The following is a 16,091-nucleotide window of genomic DNA, read 5'->3' as shown; positions in this document are numbered from 1 at the left end:
AAAAACCATGAAGTATACTTGTTTTGTCATAAGTAATTAAATAATTTATGTTTATGTATCAATGATATCTCGATAATAAATTTTGGTATTCATGGTTTTTGGCAAACTTTTTGCTTAAAATATACTGCGTCAGACAGTGCTGTTGAGGGTCATTTCAGAAGTTTAAAAACTTTTTGATAGGGAGAAAAGGGATGTTGAAAAAACTCAGTCTTAGTTTAGTGGCAGGGGCATTTGTTTTTGGCTTTGGTATTGTAAATACTCCGTTTGTTGGTTCTGCCATGGCAGACCATCACTATGAAGAAAAGAAAAAAGAGAAGAAAGAAGTGGAAACAGATGATGGGAAAACGATAGAAAAAAAGACAGAGGTAAAGAAAAAAGACGGAGAGAAGGAAATAGAAAAGATACAGAAGACGGAAAAGAACTATTAAAGAGTTTCATGAAATACTTAAAGATTGTTGCATCTGTCGGGTTCCCCTCCTTTCTTGAAGAGATTCAAGAATATATCCCTTCAGATGCAGCATCTTCAAAAGATTACTCGCTTGCAATGTATTCGGAGAAGGGTTAAGCAATATGCAATAAGGATTCTTACCAAAGATAAAATGTAGTACGGATAAGGGCAAACTCTGAGTAATCAGAGGACGCAAAGGAAAGGGTCTTGGGAAGAGTGAAAAGAAGTATAGGAAAAGACAGCCTTGCTGCCGAGGTGTTTTTAGTGAATATCTTTGTAGTAAGGCTTTTTTATTGCTAATTCAAGAAATGGCGATTTATTACTTATAAGAATACCACCAAGGAGTTTTTATTATGCCGACAAAGAAAAAGTCTATAAAGAATGTGAGTGACAAAGAACAACGTCAATATGAACATATTAAAGAAAAGGCACAAAAATCGGGCCGGTATGGCAAGCGAGCAAAGGAAGTAGCTGCGAGAACCGTGATCAAGCAACACAAAAAGAAAGGTCATGAGAAGGGGAAATGAATTATGAAGATCGAAAAAGTCTTTTTTAATTTTGTCTTGCTTATTTTTACTGATCTGTTGAAGCAATACAAGCAGGAATCTGTGGATCTCGTCAAGATCAAAGCCCTTATGTACTATATTAAAGGTGTTAAAATTGCCCGGTTTGCATATCTCGGTTTATTTCTCTTGCTGGTTCTTTTCATTTGCATGGTTAACGGTTTTTTGCTTATCCATTTAGCATTTTTCTATTATATGCCCTGGAGCAGAGATGTGAAATTATTAACCGTGTTTGTACTCGGTATTTGTTACTTTCTTATTCCCCTGGGAATTTATATTTATTATGCCTCACAAAGGAGCTGGATGAAATTATCAAAAGCGAACAAATTGATGCATAAAGTCTTGGATAAAGATGTTTAAAATACATGAATACACTGAGAAAGGAGATAGTGTCATGGATCAAACAAAAACAGGCGGTATCAAAGATTTGGATAAAACAATGGATCAAACCAAAGCAGGCGGTGTCAAGGATCAAGATAAAATAGCAGAGGCCCTTGAATATTTGAATAAAGAAGCAAAAGAAAAGAAGGGGGAGATTAATCGATTAATTGGAGAAAAATACTCGAACATCAAAGAGATGATGAGTGGAGCTGTGGCGAGTGGAGAAGAAAAAGCGAAGGAAATGGCGACAGAAATCGATACAAGGGTTCATGAAAATCCATGGCTATCGGTAGGTATTGCTGCCGCTGCTGGTTTTCTTTTAGGTTATGCTGTTGAAGCAGCATGTAAACGCTCAAAGTGAAATGCCTCATGATACTATAAAGACAAGAAAAATAGGAAAGGAGAGTGTGGATTATGAATTATCAAACTCCAGAAAGACCAAAAGAGAATATTGGCGGAGAAGGGATGGAGCATAGTAGCGCCGAGAAAATGAATAAAGCCCTTGCACTATTGAATGAAGTAGCAAAAGAAAAGAAAGAAGAGCTGAATCAATTGATTAGTGAAAGATATTCGAATATTAAAGAAATGATGGATGAAGCAACGGAATCATTCAAAGAGACACTGGAAAAAACAAAACAAAATTTGGGCGAGGCTATGGCAAGCGGAGAAAAAAAGTTAAAAGAGATGAGCGTTACCTTTGATAAGAAAATCCATGATAACCCATGGACATATTTGGCGCTTACCGCTGTCGGTTTTTTCCTTTACGGCATTATTATTGGCGGTTCCGGCCGATCCATTACAAAGTATAAATAACAGGGAAATATGAGGATGATAAATATATCCTCTTTTTTTCTTCTTCCTTCTTTTGAGCATTGAAATAATGCTCCATGTCAGAATGAAGTAAAGGTCTTTCCTGTGCTTATTTTGGAAGAGAAGCCTGCTTCATTGGTAAGAGGTATGGGGCCATTTCCTGATAGTAATATTACAGAACGTGTGACGGTTACACTCCTTGTGACGACACACTTCTGTAATAGGTTACATTTTATCTGCTATTCTGTTCCTTTTCTTGCCCTGTTCCAGGAAAAGTTATCCATAGGCTTGACACATTTTGTTAAAAACTTATGTCAGGGTTAAAGCCTTATCTTATATCTGTTTACTTTTTATGTTTACCCTGACTTTTACTAAAATATGACAAAGTAAACGATATTTCCCTTTCGTGGTACATTTTTTGTGACTATGTAATCTTGTGAAGAAGGATAATCAAGACAAAGATGATCTGTTGTATGCCCCTTAAACAGAAAGAGGAGAAAGCTGCAAGATGAAGAGGGTAAGTAAAGTTTTTACAGCACCGGTGATTCTTTTGCTAGGAGTATTTCTCATACGATCTTTTTTACATGAGCAAAAATGTATAGCCCAACCATCAAAGATAGAAGTTATCCAAAAGATCAAAGGAATGCAGATACCTTTCTTAGCTAATAAAGGTCAGGTTAACGAAAGGGTAAAATTTTATGCACATATTCCTGGTGGAACTCTATTCGTTACGAAAGCGGGAGAGATTATGTATTCTCTGTCTGCGTTTCAAGGGAAAAAGGATACGTATTTGAGAGATTTAAAGAATCTTAAAAATAGTATTACGGGGGACTACGGCAATTCCGATACAAACCCTTTATCCTCTTTTCATAAAATGCCTTTCCATTTCTATCCCATAAAAGATGCTGCCAGCCGATCCCGTATCCTCTCTTATTTCTTCCTGCCTCCCTGCAGCTTATTGGAAGAGATCTGTAATCTTCATGATAAAAAACAAGGCTATCCCGATTCATCGAAATGGAATATGCACCGCGTTGACCTGGATGAGAAAGATTCAGGGTGTTTGACGCTAAAAGAAGAAATTTTCAATGGAAATAGTATTCTGGCAGAGGGAGAAGGAAAGGCCACAACACAGGTGAATTATTTTAAGGGAAATGACCCATCTCTGTGGAAGGAGAATATCTCAGCATATGAATATATCAGTTTCGGAGAAGTATACAATGGGGTAGAGTTAAAATTAAAGGCTTGTGGAGCTAATGTTGAAAAGCTCTTTCATGTAAAGCCCTATGCAGACCTTGGCAGTATAAAGATAAAACTCAACGGGGCGAATGCCCTGAAAGTGAATGAGAAAGGTCAGCTTGAGGCAGAAACAGCATTCGGAACCGTTCTGTTCACAAAACCTGTGGCGTATCAGGAGATTCAGGGAAAACGGGTGGAGATTGATGCGGAATACAGAATCCAGAAGTCAGAATCCAGAAGTCAGAATTCAAAGGAAAAAATTTCTCAGCTTACAATTCCTCAACTTATCTACGGTTTCAAGGTGGCAAGCTATGATAGAACAAAAGAACTCGTTATAGACCCTCTTTTGGCAGCTACCTACCTGGGAGGAGGTTCTCATGATATTGCTTATTCAATGGCTGTTGGTCCAGATGGAGGTATCTATGTAGGTGGCTGGACTAAATCATCAGATTTTCCAACAAGTACAGGTGTTTATGGGACTTCTCATCGTGGTAATTCTGACGTTTTCATAGCAAAAATAAATGGTGATTTGACAAAAGTTATCGCATGCACGTATTTAGGAGGAAGCTCCGATGATTATCTTCATTCTCTGACAGTAGATTCCAGCGGAGATGTATGCGTGGCTGGTTTAACCGCATCATCAGATTTTCCAACAAGCGCCGATGCTTTTGATACTTCTTATAATGGCGGAAACTCCGACCTCTTTCTATCAAAGTTATCTGAGAATTTAACCATACTCAATGCATCCACATATATGGGTGGATCTTCTGATGATAGAGGAGAATCCATAGTTACAGACCGGGAGGGAAATGTATTTGTAACGGGCGAGACGTCTTCATCAAACTTTCCCATTATCAAGGGTTCTTATGATACTTCTTATGGTGGTTATTACGATATTTTTATATCGAAATTGAACAGGAATCTGACAAAACTCCTCGCATCTACCTATTTGGGCGGAAAAGATTATGATTATAGTTCTTCCATAGCCATAGCCTCCGATGAAAACCTTTATATTACTGGTAATACGTGGTCGTCAGGCTTTCCAACTACTGCAAATGCATATGATATCTTTCTGGATGGACCTTCTGACGCCTTTATATCAAAATTTGACGGAAGTTTAAAAAACCTTCTCTCATCTACCTATCTGGGAGGGAACGATTACGATTATGGTCAGTCTATAATCGTAGATGCAGATGTAAATGTTATTGTAGTTGGTCAGACCTATTCATCAAACTTTCCAACAACATACGGTGTTTTTGCTCCTGCACATGGTGGTTATTACGATGTTTTTATATCAGTGTTTCCCGGGGATCTGGCAAGTCTTTTAGGATCTACCTATTTAGGCGGGTCCGGTTATGATTATGGTGAGTCGGTAACCATAGATTCAAGCAGAAGTTTGCGGCATGGAGCTATCTATGTATCTGGTTATACTACTTCGCCAGACTTTCCTGTGACTACCGGCGCTTATGATACTGCTCTCAGCGGCGCTACCGATGCTTTTGTATCAAAGGTAAGTAGTGATTTAAGAAATCTTCTTGCAGCAACATACCTGGGGGGAACTCTGCGTGATTACGGGTATGGTCACTCTATGGTGATGGATCCTGCCGGAAATATCTATCTGTCCGGTTGGACTGAATCAATAAACTTTCCCGTCACGGGCAATGCTTATGATGCTTCTTATAACGGCGATTACGATATCTTTGTAGCAAAGCTTGATAATAATCTTTCCACCCCATTTATTGCGCCTGCTGCGGTAACGGGGGGAGCGGCAAATGTGACGGCGCACTCGGCAACATTACAGGGGGTAGTAAATGCTAACGGCTTGAATACCGTTGTGTGGTTTGAGTATAGCACGGATAAAGGAGAGTATACCAGGAATTCGCCCAGGCAAACAATAAGCGGGTCAGGCGATACAGAGATACGTATTGATATAGGAGACTTAGCAGGCGCGATACTCTACTACTATAGAATAGTAGCACAGAATGAGGCGGGGATTACCTATGGAAGGGCATCTACTTTTTCCCCTTGTACAGACTCCTACGAGCCTAATGAAAACATGGATACAGCCTATGGACCAATAATTCTTGGCGTCAGCTATCATGGAAGGATATGCAGTTCTTCAGATGTCGATTATTTTAAGATAATGATAGCTAGCCCCGGAAGAGTATCGCTTGAACTCGATATGCCAAGGAACAAGCAATATAATATGCGCCTTTATGATCCTTCACGGTTATTGATAGCCTCCACATCTTTACATACAAAGGGTGTGGATACCATAAATTATAACGCAACCACGATAGGGACATATTACCTGGAGGTCGCAAGTCGTTCAGGCGATTACGATGAAAATTTAACATACTCACTGACAGGGACATGGCCGACCACGACTGCGGCTATACCACCGGTAGCAACAACCGGGGCTGCAACAAATGTAACAGCCAATTCCGCGATGTTGAATGGGATAGTAAATGCGAATCAGTCTCCAACTGCGGTATGGTTCGAATACGGCACAGGTAGCGGTTTATATAATACTACCTCCTCAACCCAGACTATCGATGGATCGATTGATACGGCAATACGTATCGAGATAAGCGGATTATCACCTGGAACAGCGTACTATTACCGGATAGGGGCGAAAAACGATATTGGGATTGTTTATGGAAGTGAGGGGGAGTTTATCACACCCTGATGAGAAAGAAACTCTTCTGTATCCAAAAGTTTATTCAATATTTTTGACGAAAGGAGGTAGAAAAGAAGGAGGCTTGTAAAAGAAAAGCTTCTGGTGAATATACCAGGACAGGGCATAGGTATAGTATATACTGTATGTCACTCTATTGTAGATATACACCGTAATATTTGTAGGGAAATTTTGCCATTATTGATGTGAAAGGAGGAAAGAAATGAAGAGAAAGAACGTAATGAGTAAAAATACAATAGTAGGACTTGCTTGTGCATTTCTCGTAGTAACTGCAGGTTGTGCCATAGACCGCACCATGGCTAAGAGGGCTCCGGCTGCTCAATCACCCGGACTTCACAGGGTTATTAAACCTGGACCGCCGACAGAGAAGGTAATTATACCAAATCTGAAAGGCGAATATGAGATGTTGCCAACCGAATCGGTTGTTATTCAATTAACCTCAGGATACCTGTCAGATTTCCAGGTTGATATTGACGGAGATGTTTTAGGATTAGTAGAAAATGTAGAAAGACAACGTGATCTGGAAGCTGCGGATATGGGATATTACACTTCTAAACTCATGCCGGATGTTAGTACCAATGATCTTGCCTATCGGGAGATTACTGTTTATCCGTCTCCGAGCAAGCGGGATGGTGATACGTTTAATATAAATATAAGAAATATCTCTGCCAGTACGAAATACACAGGATTAGAAAAGATTAGTTCTCCGCTAACGATTACTGTTGTAGGCGAAACAGCCAGAGAAGAGAGGAGAAGTAGTGACGTAGACAGAAGAACCGAAAGAATCCAGGGACAGGAAGAGGAGGAAGAGGAATAGGTAAATGTAAGTCGGGTATTGAACAGAGGTTTGTTCTCAGGTTTAGAATTGGCGAAGGATAGAGTTGATCAATAGTATCTCCTTATAAAAGTCTGTAATGATACTGCTGATAATCCTATTCCAGAAATACTCATATGAATCCAGTTCCCTGGCAGAGAAAACGATGAGTTTGATAAGGTGTAAGAGGCGACTGGTTGTGGTTCGCTAGTCGCCAATAACACCGTATTAAACCCATAAGCATTTTTGTGATTTTCTGTCATGGTGATTGTTCTCATGTGCTCATATCCATTGATAATAGTTCTCTTTATGTATCATCCATGAATAGTAAGGTATTTCAGTATTGGTTAGAAATAAATTATGGGAATGGAGTAAGAACAGTCCTATTTGGATCTTACTCAAAAATACATACCTTGAATGGAATGAGGATAAGGCATCTCGCTTAGCCGCTGCGTTGGCATATTACACAATATTCTCTCTTGCTCCTTTATTAATTATGGTGATTGCTATTGCCGGTTTTATATTTGGGCAGGAGGCGGCGCAGGGAGAGATTGTGAATCAAATGAAAGGTTTGATCGGTGAAGCAGGCGCACATGCAGTAGAGAGAATGATCATGAGTGCACGGAATACCTCTTCAGGTATCATCGCAACGATATTTGCTCTTGTTACTCTATTTCTGGGAGCGACATTTGTATTTGGCCAACTTCGGGATGCCCTCAATACCATATGGGAGATAACACCCAAGCCAATGAGTGGTGTGATTGGCTTTATGAAAGACCGTGTCATTTCTTTCGCCATGATACTGGCAATCGGTTTTTTACTTCTGATATCGCTGGTAATGAGTGCTGCATTATCGGCCTTCAGCGGCCTTCTGAACGAAATATTTCCGAAACTTTCCTTTATCATGCACAGTGTAAACTTCATTGTTTCTTTCGGGATTACTACCCTCCTCTTTGCGATGATTTATAAAATCCTGCCCGATGTAAAAATTGCCTGGAGTGATGTTTGGCTTGGGGCCGCAATCACCTCGATGTTATTTACCGTGGGTAAGTTTTTGATTGGTTTATACCTTGGAAAGAGCAGTGTCTCATCCGCCTACGGCGCAGCCAGTTCTTTAGTTATTATCCTTATCTGGGTTTATTATTCAGCCCAAATATTTTTGTTTGGTGCCGAGTTTACCCAGGTGTATGCAAATACGTATGGTTCAGGTGTGAAACCTTCAACAGGCGCCACATCTCTTCCTGAAAAGTATTGCGCCGAAAAAGGAATAGCGGATACTGCAACTACAAAGATAAAGCCGCCCAATAAGAAGAACGATACTTCGGGTACTGGCCAATAATAAAGTTGCTCTTACATATTACACTATATATCTGACATTCAAGAGATTTTCACGAGTATCCATAGATTTTGAGGGGGTTACATGAATCTCCCCGGTAAAAACCTTCGGAAAAGAAAAAGGTGAATTTGTCCTGCTTAATCCACCACCTGAATACTGCTCAGCTTAAAAGAAAACCTCCCGAACGCCAGATACCAGATACATGATATATGGTGATAAATAATTCTTCTCTTATGGCAAAAGAGGGTGAAGTCCTGGTATAATTTGGTATAAAAGCTGTAATCAATAAAACGGGAAACAATACCGGTAGATAACTTACAGAGAAATATTCCTGATCAAGGTTCTCGTATCAGGTATTTCCATAATTCTCATAAAGGTATCTGTAACCGTATTAAATGCATAGGAAATTCAAACGTGTTGCCTCTCCATGAATTCCCTTCACGGAGGGGGACAAGCACTGTCCCCCGATGGCGGGGGTAAAGGGCATATGTATCAAGTTAAAGACGGCAACACGGACAAACGTAGAGACGCATTATTATGCGTCTGTACAGTCCGTGCTATAGACTTTCAGCCCTTCGGGTCTATGATGGTTCTTGTGGCTTGTAGTGGCTTGTTCCCAAACTCTTCCCCATTTACATGAGGACATGGTTTGGGAACAAGTCGGGTAGCGTTTAGCTTGATTGCAGAGGAATTTTCATTGTATGTAAGCGGCTTTCAGAGTGGTACAGACAAATGATTCCTACAGGGACATGGTTTAGTTGAGAAAAGATTGCTTCGGGAAAAACCCCCTCGCAATGACAAATACTCTAGAGCCTCTTATGGTAAATTATCTTGATTGTATAGGAATTTTCATTTATGTAAACGGTTTTCAGGGTGGCACGGACTGTACAGACGCATAATAATGCGTCTCTACGTTTGTCCGTGTTGCTGTCTTTCTTGAATATCGTAAAATCCTTTCGTTTTCCTTATCCAAACTATAATGTAACGTTATGAGAATGTATAAAAAGCTATTTTGTATTAGTATCATACCGGTGGTTGTCTTTTTTTCTCAGACAAACTACAGTAAGGCCGATGACGCCTGGCAGCTAGATGGTGACTCAGCAGAAATGAGCGATGACGAAGAGATCGAACAGGGTAAGAGAGTGGATGAATATATAAGGCATCACTTTTACCTGTGTGATGATGCAGAGCTTATTCAGGCAGTTAACACTATTGCGCGCAAACTCATCATTCTTTCTGACCGGAAGACGCTTCCCTTTACCTGTACTATTATCCAATCCCGTTCAATCAATGCCTTTTCTGCCCCTGGCGGGTATATATACGTAACCTATGGCTTATTAGCATTTGCAAAAAGCGAAGATGAAGTTGCGGGGATTATTGGTCATGAGATTGCTCATGCATCTCTTAGGCATGTTTCAAGATTGTATCACGAGGTTATGGAAAACTCTCATGGCAGCGAATCAGATCTTGATATAACCTTGCTCTTGAACAACCACCTTGAGGAATTTGAGCATGAGGCAGACTCCACCGGTGTTTTCTATGCGTATAAAGCAGGATTCAATCCGAACGGATTGCCAGATTTTTTGGAAAGACATCTGGATCTCATGATGAGTGACAGGATATTTAGTCTCTTGAATTTTAGTTTTTCTGTTAAGGTTAATTCGAGGATTAATCTTTTGAGAAAGTATATACCTACTTTAGAAAAGGAGTGATGTATGAAACAGATGACTGAACAAAATCTGATAAACGCCTTTGGCGGTGAAAGTCAGGCCCATATGCGTTATCTGTATTTTGCCGACCAGGCTGATAAAGAAAACTTTCCCAATACCGCCCGTTTATTTCGGGCTATCTCTCATGCGGAATTTGTCCATGCTGGCGACCATTACCGTGAACTCGTTCATTTAGAAGGCGGATTTGTGGCGAATAGTATGGCGACCTTTGGGCCTGGCGATACAAAGAAGAATATACGATTAGCTATCATGGGAGAAAACTTTGAGATTACCGAGATGTACCCTACGTATATTGAAGTGGCCAAATTCCAGGGAGAAAAAGGTGCAGAGAGGAGTTTTCGATGGGCTTACGGTACGGAAAAGATGCATAAAGCGCTTTTTGAAAAGGCGAAAGAGGATGTCGATAGAAACAGTGATGTCGCATTAGGGCCTATTCAAGTTTGTAGTGTCTGTGGATATACCCGCGAAGGAGAGGCCCCGGATAAATGTCCTTTGTGTGAAGCAAAAAAAGAAGACTTCATTGCCTTTCGGTAATGCCAAAGATTTTATGAGGAAAATGATTGAGCAGCAGTTCATGAATGTCTTTGGTAGTGAAAGCCATGCCTCTACACAGTATCTGCATTTTGCTCGCCAGGCTGATAAAGAAGGTTTTCCCAATACGGCTCATGTATTCCGGGCGATCGCTTATTCGAAAAAGGTTCAGGCTAACAACCACTATGCTGAGCTCAGACACCTGGAAGGGAGGTTTATGGTGAACTGCAGGGTAACATTCGGATTTGGCGATACAAGGAAGAATGTAGAATTAGCTATGGCAGAAGAGGAGTTTGTAATCACCGATGTATATCCTGTCTATATTGAGATCGCTAAGTTTCAAGGAGAAAAAGAAGCGGAGAAAAGCTTTACATGGGCTTATCTCGTTAAAAGAATACATAAAAAGCTTTTTGCAAGGGTAAAAGAAGTTATCGATGGTAATACTGATATAGAATTTGGTCCAATTCAGGTCTGTACGGTATGCGGATATACACGAAAAGGAGATACGCCGAATAAATGCCCCGTATGCAAAGCATCGAAAGAATATTTCATCGCTTTTCCATGAAAGTATTGTACAATGAAAACCTTCCTTAAGAAAGCTTTTTAAGGGGAATTTTACTGCAGGATGCTTACCTTGATGATATTGGGTTGCAGACCAGAGCTATAGTATCTTACGGATGAAACAAAACATATCTGCATGATGCGCCGAATGCAAGTTACCAGCTTCATTTCTGCCTTATCCCGTTCAGTTCCAATCGCTGCTTACGACATACCGCATTCCGTGTCTGCTATTTTGCTCTGCTTGAAAAAATCCTTGAATTTAAAATATTTTGCCATTACTATAGTCGGGTTAATACTCATTATAGAATTACCGGTAGGGTGGATGAAGCGTAAGCGAATCCACCTTAGCATCTATAAAAACATTTTTACAGAGTAATGCAACAGCGATGCATCGATCGGGGATAATTAGTTTACTTACGGACTTTGGCAATCAAGATGCATACGTGGGCATCATGAAAGGGGTAATAGCAGGGATTAATCCTGGCGCACATATTATTGATATCTGCCACAATATTCTTCCACACGATATAGGTAACGGCGCCTATCTCCTCTCTACATCTTATAAATATTTTCCCAAAGGGACTATTCACGTAGCAGTTATTGACCCTGGTGTAGGAAGCGCCAGAGGTATTGTTTGTGTTGAAACGCAGGATTACCTGTTCCTTGCTCCCAATAATGGTCTCCTGAGTCTCATTGCCCGGAAGGAAAGGTTGAAAAATATCATTCATATAACCAATAGCAGGTATTTTCTGCCATCGCCGGGTCATACCTTCCACGGACGGGATATCTTTGCGCCTGTTGCTGCACATTTATCACGGGGAATAAAAATCCGGCAATTAGGTGCTAAGATAGATCAACTGGAGTGCCTTGATATACCAGAGCCGCGCTTTAAAAAACCGGGACAACTGGAAGGTCAGATTATTTCTATTGACCGATTTGGAAATCTTATTACCAATATTACAAGAACGCATGTAGAAAGTTTAGCATTAGGTCAGAGAGACAGTGAAGTAATCATCGGGAAAAAGAAAATTTTGGGATTAAGCAAGACCTATGCGGATGTAAGCGACGGGAAATCACTTACTCTTATTGGAAGTGCAGGCTTTCTGGAAATCTCGGTAAACCAGGGAAATGCCCAAAAATATTTTAACGTAGACAGGGGCAGTAAAATAAGTATCCGTCTGATGAAGCATGCGCAGAGCCGGTGATTTGCAGCTTTGCAAGGCTGAAGCCTTGCCCTACCTGTAAGAATAAAAATCTGCCGAAGGCGTTTTATTCAAAATACATAAAATACTCATGTTAGACAAAACTTACAAAGAACAATTACAAATTTGGGACAAGACATATCTCTGGCATCCTTTCACTCAGATGCAGGATTACATCAAAGAGACGCCCTTAATTATAGAAGAGGGAAGAGGCATCTTTTTGAAAGATATCGATGGCAAAGAATACCTTGACGGAGTTTCATCCATGTGGTGCAATTTGCATGGACATTGCAGGAAGGAGATCAATGATGCTGTAAAGCGGCAACTCGACAAGGTTGCGCATACTACCCTCCTGGGGCCTTCCAATATACCATCTATTTTATTAGCCAAAAAACTTGCAGAAATTGCGCCGGAAGGGTTGGAAAAGGTTTTTTATTCAGATAACGGTTCTACGGCCAATGAAGTTGCTCTCAAGATGGCTTTTCAATATTGGCAACATAAGGGATGCAAGGATAAGACAGAGTTTGTTGCCTTACAGTATGGTTACCATGGGGATACCATTGGGACCATGAGTGTTGGTGGTATAGATCTGTATCACAAAGCTTTCAGTCCTCTTTATTTCAAAACATCGTTTGCTCCCTCGCCGTATTGTTACCGGTGTCCATTGGGAAAGCAGAACAAAGATTGTGATTTACAATGTCTTGGTGGGTTAGAAGATATTTTAAAGGAAAAAGCAGATCGTATTGCCGCTCTTATTATGGAACCACTGGTCCAGGGCGCCGGTGGAATGATTATCCATCCAAAAGGGTATTTATCCGGCGTCGCTGCCTTATGTAAGAAATACAACGTCCTCCTTATCCTGGATGAGGTACTTACCGGCTTCGGGCGGACAGGGAAAATGTTCGCATGCCTGCACGAGGGAGTTGTTCCTGATATTATGGCATTATCGAAAGGCATTAATGGGGGGTATATGCCTCTGGCGGCCACGCTTTCAACGCAGGAGATTTATCATGCATTTCTGGGTGAATTTTCCCAGGTAAAAACCTTCTTTCATGGGCATACCTATACAGGCAATCCCCTGGGATGTGCTGCTGCATTAGCGAGTCTCGGGTTATTTGAAAAAGATGATATCCTGAGAAATCTGGAACCCAAAATCAAATACGTATATGACAAGCTAAAATCTTTTGAATCACTGGAACATGTTGGAGATGTGAGGCAATGCGGGCTTATCGCAGCTGTTGAGCTTGTTAAGGACAAAACCACGAAAGAACCCTATCCATGGGAAGAGCGGATAGGGGTTCATGTGTGCCTCGAGGCAAAAAAACATAACTTGCTTATCAGGCCGCTTGGACATATTATTGTCATTATGCCGCCATTGATTATCGGAATTGATGAATTGGATAGGATGCTCGATACTATCTATAAATCTATAGAGATTGTTACCGGTAAGAATAGCTAAGGGAAACAGGAAAAACAGGAGAAATGGGCTTGCATACGAATGATTGACAGACAGGACAACATTCCCTCTCATTTCATGCTTTCTTCAGACACAATGTATTTTACATGGGAGAATTATGTATTATGGAAAAGGGATATTTTATTACGGGGACAGATACCGGTGTCGGGAAAACCCTTGTTACGGGTGGATTAGCAGCCCTTTACAAAAGCAGAGGCGTGAATGTAGGTGTTATGAAGCCAATTGCTACCGGTTGTAAACGTGTGGAGAATCATCTCGTATCTGAGGATGCCATCTTCCTGAAACGCTCAGCAGAAGTCGAGGATGACTACGAGCTTATTAATCCCATCAGCTTCGAACAACCTCTTGCCCCTACGGTAGCAGCACGTTTGAGCAATACGAGAATAGACCTGGAAAGGGTACACACGGCTTTTGACACCTTATACGACAGACACGATTTTCTCCTGGTAGAAGGGATCGGGGGATTATTGGTGCCTATCGATCAATACTATTTTGTTGTGGATCTGGCAAATGAACTGGAATTACCGTTAATAGTTGTTTGCCGGCCTACCCTTGGCACAATAAATCACACCTTGCTCACGGTATCATATGCGCGTGAGCATGGGCTAAAAATCAAAGGGATTATTGTCAATGAATCTGTTGAAAATGAAGATGATATTGTTAAAAAGACAAATATAGATGAGATAAAAAGACTTACCGATCTCCCCCTGTTAGGGATGATCCCTTTTGATACAAGGCTCGATGTAGAAAATTTTCATAAGGAAACGCTCTTAAAGATTTTTAGTGATAAAATAGACAAAGATATTATAATATGACGCTTCATAGTAAGGTATGGTGTATGATTTGCAAATAATTTGATTTGCCGGGTTCTCCCTTTTCTTAACCCGGTTTACTTAGGAGTAAAAAAACACATGAATACTCAGTTAGAACTTGCACGTGATGGTATAATAACCGATGCAATGAAAGAGGCTGCTGCCTATGATGATGTATCTCCGGAATTCATTCGTGAAGGCATCGCTAAGGGACAGATTGTTATCTATGGAAACCCGAATAGAAAGGCGCGGGTAATTGGTATTGGTAAAGGACTGAAAACAAAGATAAATGCCAGCATTGGTACCTCTCCTGATATCATTGATATTGATATGGAGGTGAAAAAGGCCCAAACTGCTGAGAAGTATGGCGCCGATACCCTCATGGAACTTTCAACGGGGGGAGACTTGACCAAGATCAGGAAGCGTGTACTTGATTCTATTTCTCTAACCGTAGGTACTGTGCCACTCTATCAGGCTGCTATAGAAACGATTAAAAAAAAGAGTTCTATCGTATACATGGAAGCCGATTTTCTTTTTGATGTCATAGAACAACAGGCCGAAGAAGGTATTGGTTTTATGGCTATCCATTGCGGCATTAATCTTATAACACTTGAACGATTAAGGAAACAAGGATATCGCTACGGTGGACTCGTTAGCCGTGGCGGCTCATTCCTTACTGCATGGATGAATCATAACAAGAAGGAAAATCCACTCTACGAAGAGATCGACCGCCTCATCGATATCATGAAAAAACATGATGTTATTCTTAGTCTCGGAAACGGGCTCAGGGCAGGAGCGATCCATGATAGTACAGACCGTGCTCAGATTCAGGAGCTTATTATAAACTCTGAAATTGCAGAATATGCGCAGAGTAAGGGTGTGCAGATTATTGTAGAGGGCCCCGGTCATATCCCCATTGACGAAATTGAAGCAAATGTACTTATCCAAAAGCGTTTGAGCAATAACGCCCCGTTTTATATGCTCGGGCCTATTACTACCGATGTAGCCCCCGGATACGACCATATCTCATCGGCTATTGGCGCTGCCTTATCATCGCGTTACGGGGCCGATTTTATCTGTTATGTAACGCCGCCTGAACACCTGGCTCTTCCAGGGCCTGACGATGTCCGGGAAGGTGTCATGGCTGCCCGTATCGCCGCCCATGTAGGCGATATGGTAAAGCTTAAAGATAAAGTAAAGAATTTAGACCTGAAAATGGGTATTGCGCGGAGAGATCTTGATTGGAAGACCCAGTATGATACGGCTATCACCAAAGAACGCGCACAAGAGATCCGTAGCAGCCGGCCCCCTATGGATGAAGATACGTGTACCATGTGTGGCAACCTCTGTTCATTGAAGGGTGTGATGAAATACTACGAGCACGATCTCAAGAAAAGCCGCAAAAAGAGTGCAACTCCTGTAGCCTTTTAAATAAAAACATGGGAGACCACAGATTCATATATTTTTACAAATGCTTCGCCCCTACGTATCT

At 41.0% G+C, this 16,091-nt stretch carries 15 protein-coding genes and 1 riboswitch; all 15 genes read left to right on the top strand.

Going from position 1 to position 16,091, the window contains the following annotated elements:
* Window positions 1–191 precede the first annotated feature (191 nt).
* The 15 genes from FBQ94_RS15415 (at window position 192) to thiC (ending at window position 16,030) form a co-directional block, all read left to right on the top strand.
* A complete protein-coding gene (locus FBQ94_RS15415) occupies window positions 192–428 on the top strand; it encodes a hypothetical protein (protein WP_007221326.1) in 237 nt (78 codons plus the stop codon).
* Window positions 429–605: 177 nt separating this feature from the next.
* Window positions 606–703, top strand: a riboswitch (cyclic di-GMP riboswitch).
* A gap of 98 nt (window positions 704–801) precedes the next feature.
* On the top strand, window positions 802–975 hold the full coding sequence (locus tag FBQ94_RS15410) for a hypothetical protein (protein WP_007221327.1): 174 nt from the start codon (window positions 802–804) through the stop codon (window positions 973–975).
* A 3-nt stretch (window positions 976–978) separates the two neighbouring features.
* Complete coding sequence (locus FBQ94_RS15405; protein ID WP_007221328.1) at window positions 979–1,371, top strand: hypothetical protein; 393 nt, start codon at window positions 979–981, stop codon at window positions 1,369–1,371.
* Window positions 1,372–1,405: 34 nt separating this feature from the next.
* Window positions 1,406–1,753: an ElaB/YgaM/YqjD family protein gene (locus FBQ94_RS15400; RefSeq protein ID WP_007221329.1), complete on the top strand. Its 348-nt coding sequence runs from the start codon at window positions 1,406–1,408 to the stop codon at window positions 1,751–1,753.
* A 53-nt stretch (window positions 1,754–1,806) separates the two neighbouring features.
* Window positions 1,807–2,205 carry an ElaB/YgaM/YqjD family protein gene (locus FBQ94_RS15395; RefSeq protein WP_007221330.1) on the top strand — a complete coding sequence of 133 codons (399 nt, stop codon included), beginning with the start codon at window positions 1,807–1,809 and terminating at the stop codon, window positions 2,203–2,205.
* 505 nt (window positions 2,206–2,710) lie between these two features.
* Complete coding sequence (locus FBQ94_RS15390; protein ID WP_007221332.1) at window positions 2,711–6,127, top strand: DUF7948 domain-containing protein; 3,417 nt, start codon at window positions 2,711–2,713, stop codon at window positions 6,125–6,127.
* Between the two features lie 211 nt (window positions 6,128–6,338).
* Entirely contained in the window at window positions 6,339–6,953 is a 615-nt protein-coding gene (locus FBQ94_RS15385) for a hypothetical protein (RefSeq protein WP_007221333.1), read from the top strand.
* A 340-nt stretch (window positions 6,954–7,293) separates the two neighbouring features.
* Window positions 7,294–8,289 (top strand): YihY/virulence factor BrkB family protein, encoded by a 996-nt coding sequence (locus FBQ94_RS15380; protein WP_007221334.1) that lies wholly within the window; start codon window positions 7,294–7,296, stop codon window positions 8,287–8,289.
* Window positions 8,290–9,275: 986 nt separating this feature from the next.
* Window positions 9,276–9,998, top strand: coding sequence for a M48 family metalloprotease (locus tag FBQ94_RS15375; RefSeq protein WP_007221335.1), 723 nt, complete (start codon window positions 9,276–9,278; stop codon window positions 9,996–9,998).
* A 3-nt stretch (window positions 9,999–10,001) separates the two neighbouring features.
* Entirely contained in the window at window positions 10,002–10,550 is a 549-nt protein-coding gene (locus tag FBQ94_RS15370; RefSeq protein WP_007221336.1) for a rubrerythrin family protein, read from the top strand.
* Window positions 10,513–11,112, top strand: a complete 600-nt coding sequence (locus FBQ94_RS15365; RefSeq protein WP_285442240.1) for a rubrerythrin family protein — start codon at window positions 10,513–10,515, stop codon at window positions 11,110–11,112. The genes FBQ94_RS15370 and FBQ94_RS15365 overlap by 38 nt, the downstream gene beginning before the upstream one ends.
* A gap of 382 nt (window positions 11,113–11,494) precedes the next feature.
* Entirely contained in the window at window positions 11,495–12,313 is an 819-nt protein-coding gene (locus FBQ94_RS15360; RefSeq protein ID WP_040543634.1) for an SAM hydrolase/SAM-dependent halogenase family protein, read from the top strand.
* Window positions 12,314–12,401: 88 nt separating this feature from the next.
* A complete protein-coding gene (gene bioA / locus FBQ94_RS15355) occupies window positions 12,402–13,769 on the top strand; it encodes an adenosylmethionine--8-amino-7-oxononanoate transaminase (RefSeq protein WP_007221339.1) in 1,368 nt (455 codons plus the stop codon).
* A 122-nt stretch (window positions 13,770–13,891) separates the two neighbouring features.
* On the top strand, window positions 13,892–14,602 hold the full coding sequence (gene bioD, locus FBQ94_RS15350; RefSeq protein ID WP_007221340.1) for a dethiobiotin synthase: 711 nt from the start codon (window positions 13,892–13,894) through the stop codon (window positions 14,600–14,602).
* 96 nt (window positions 14,603–14,698) lie between these two features.
* Window positions 14,699–16,030, top strand: a complete 1,332-nt coding sequence (thiC, locus tag FBQ94_RS15345) for a phosphomethylpyrimidine synthase ThiC (RefSeq protein WP_007221341.1) — start codon at window positions 14,699–14,701, stop codon at window positions 16,028–16,030.
* Window positions 16,031–16,091 lie beyond the last annotated feature (61 nt).

It is taken from the genome of Candidatus Jettenia sp. AMX1, assembly GCF_030263775.1.
In the GTDB taxonomy this organism is placed as follows: domain Bacteria; phylum Planctomycetota; class Brocadiia; order Brocadiales; family Brocadiaceae; genus Jettenia; species Jettenia caeni.
Note: the sequence above shows the minus strand (reverse complement) of the source record. Positions and strands in the feature narration are given on the sequence as shown.

Coding starts and splice junctions, on each gene's coding strand:
- FBQ94_RS15415 (WP_007221326.1), top strand. CDS start 192: ATGTTGAAAAAACTCAGTCTTAGTTTAGTGGCAGGGGCATTTGTTTTT.
- FBQ94_RS15410 (WP_007221327.1), top strand. CDS start 802: ATGCCGACAAAGAAAAAGTCTATAAAGAATGTGAGTGACAAAGAACAA.
- FBQ94_RS15405 (WP_007221328.1), top strand. CDS start 979: ATGAAGATCGAAAAAGTCTTTTTTAATTTTGTCTTGCTTATTTTTACT.
- FBQ94_RS15400 (WP_007221329.1), top strand. CDS start 1,406: ATGGATCAAACAAAAACAGGCGGTATCAAAGATTTGGATAAAACAATG.
- FBQ94_RS15395 (WP_007221330.1), top strand. CDS start 1,807: ATGAATTATCAAACTCCAGAAAGACCAAAAGAGAATATTGGCGGAGAA.
- FBQ94_RS15390 (WP_007221332.1), top strand. CDS start 2,711: ATGAAGAGGGTAAGTAAAGTTTTTACAGCACCGGTGATTCTTTTGCTA.
- FBQ94_RS15385 (WP_007221333.1), top strand. CDS start 6,339: ATGAAGAGAAAGAACGTAATGAGTAAAAATACAATAGTAGGACTTGCT.
- FBQ94_RS15375 (WP_007221335.1), top strand. CDS start 9,276: ATGAGAATGTATAAAAAGCTATTTTGTATTAGTATCATACCGGTGGTT.
- FBQ94_RS15370 (WP_007221336.1), top strand. CDS start 10,002: ATGAAACAGATGACTGAACAAAATCTGATAAACGCCTTTGGCGGTGAA.
- FBQ94_RS15360 (WP_040543634.1), top strand. CDS start 11,495: ATGCATCGATCGGGGATAATTAGTTTACTTACGGACTTTGGCAATCAA.
- bioA (WP_007221339.1), top strand. CDS start 12,402: ATGTTAGACAAAACTTACAAAGAACAATTACAAATTTGGGACAAGACA.
- bioD (WP_007221340.1), top strand. CDS start 13,892: ATGGAAAAGGGATATTTTATTACGGGGACAGATACCGGTGTCGGGAAA.
- thiC (WP_007221341.1), top strand. CDS start 14,699: ATGAATACTCAGTTAGAACTTGCACGTGATGGTATAATAACCGATGCA.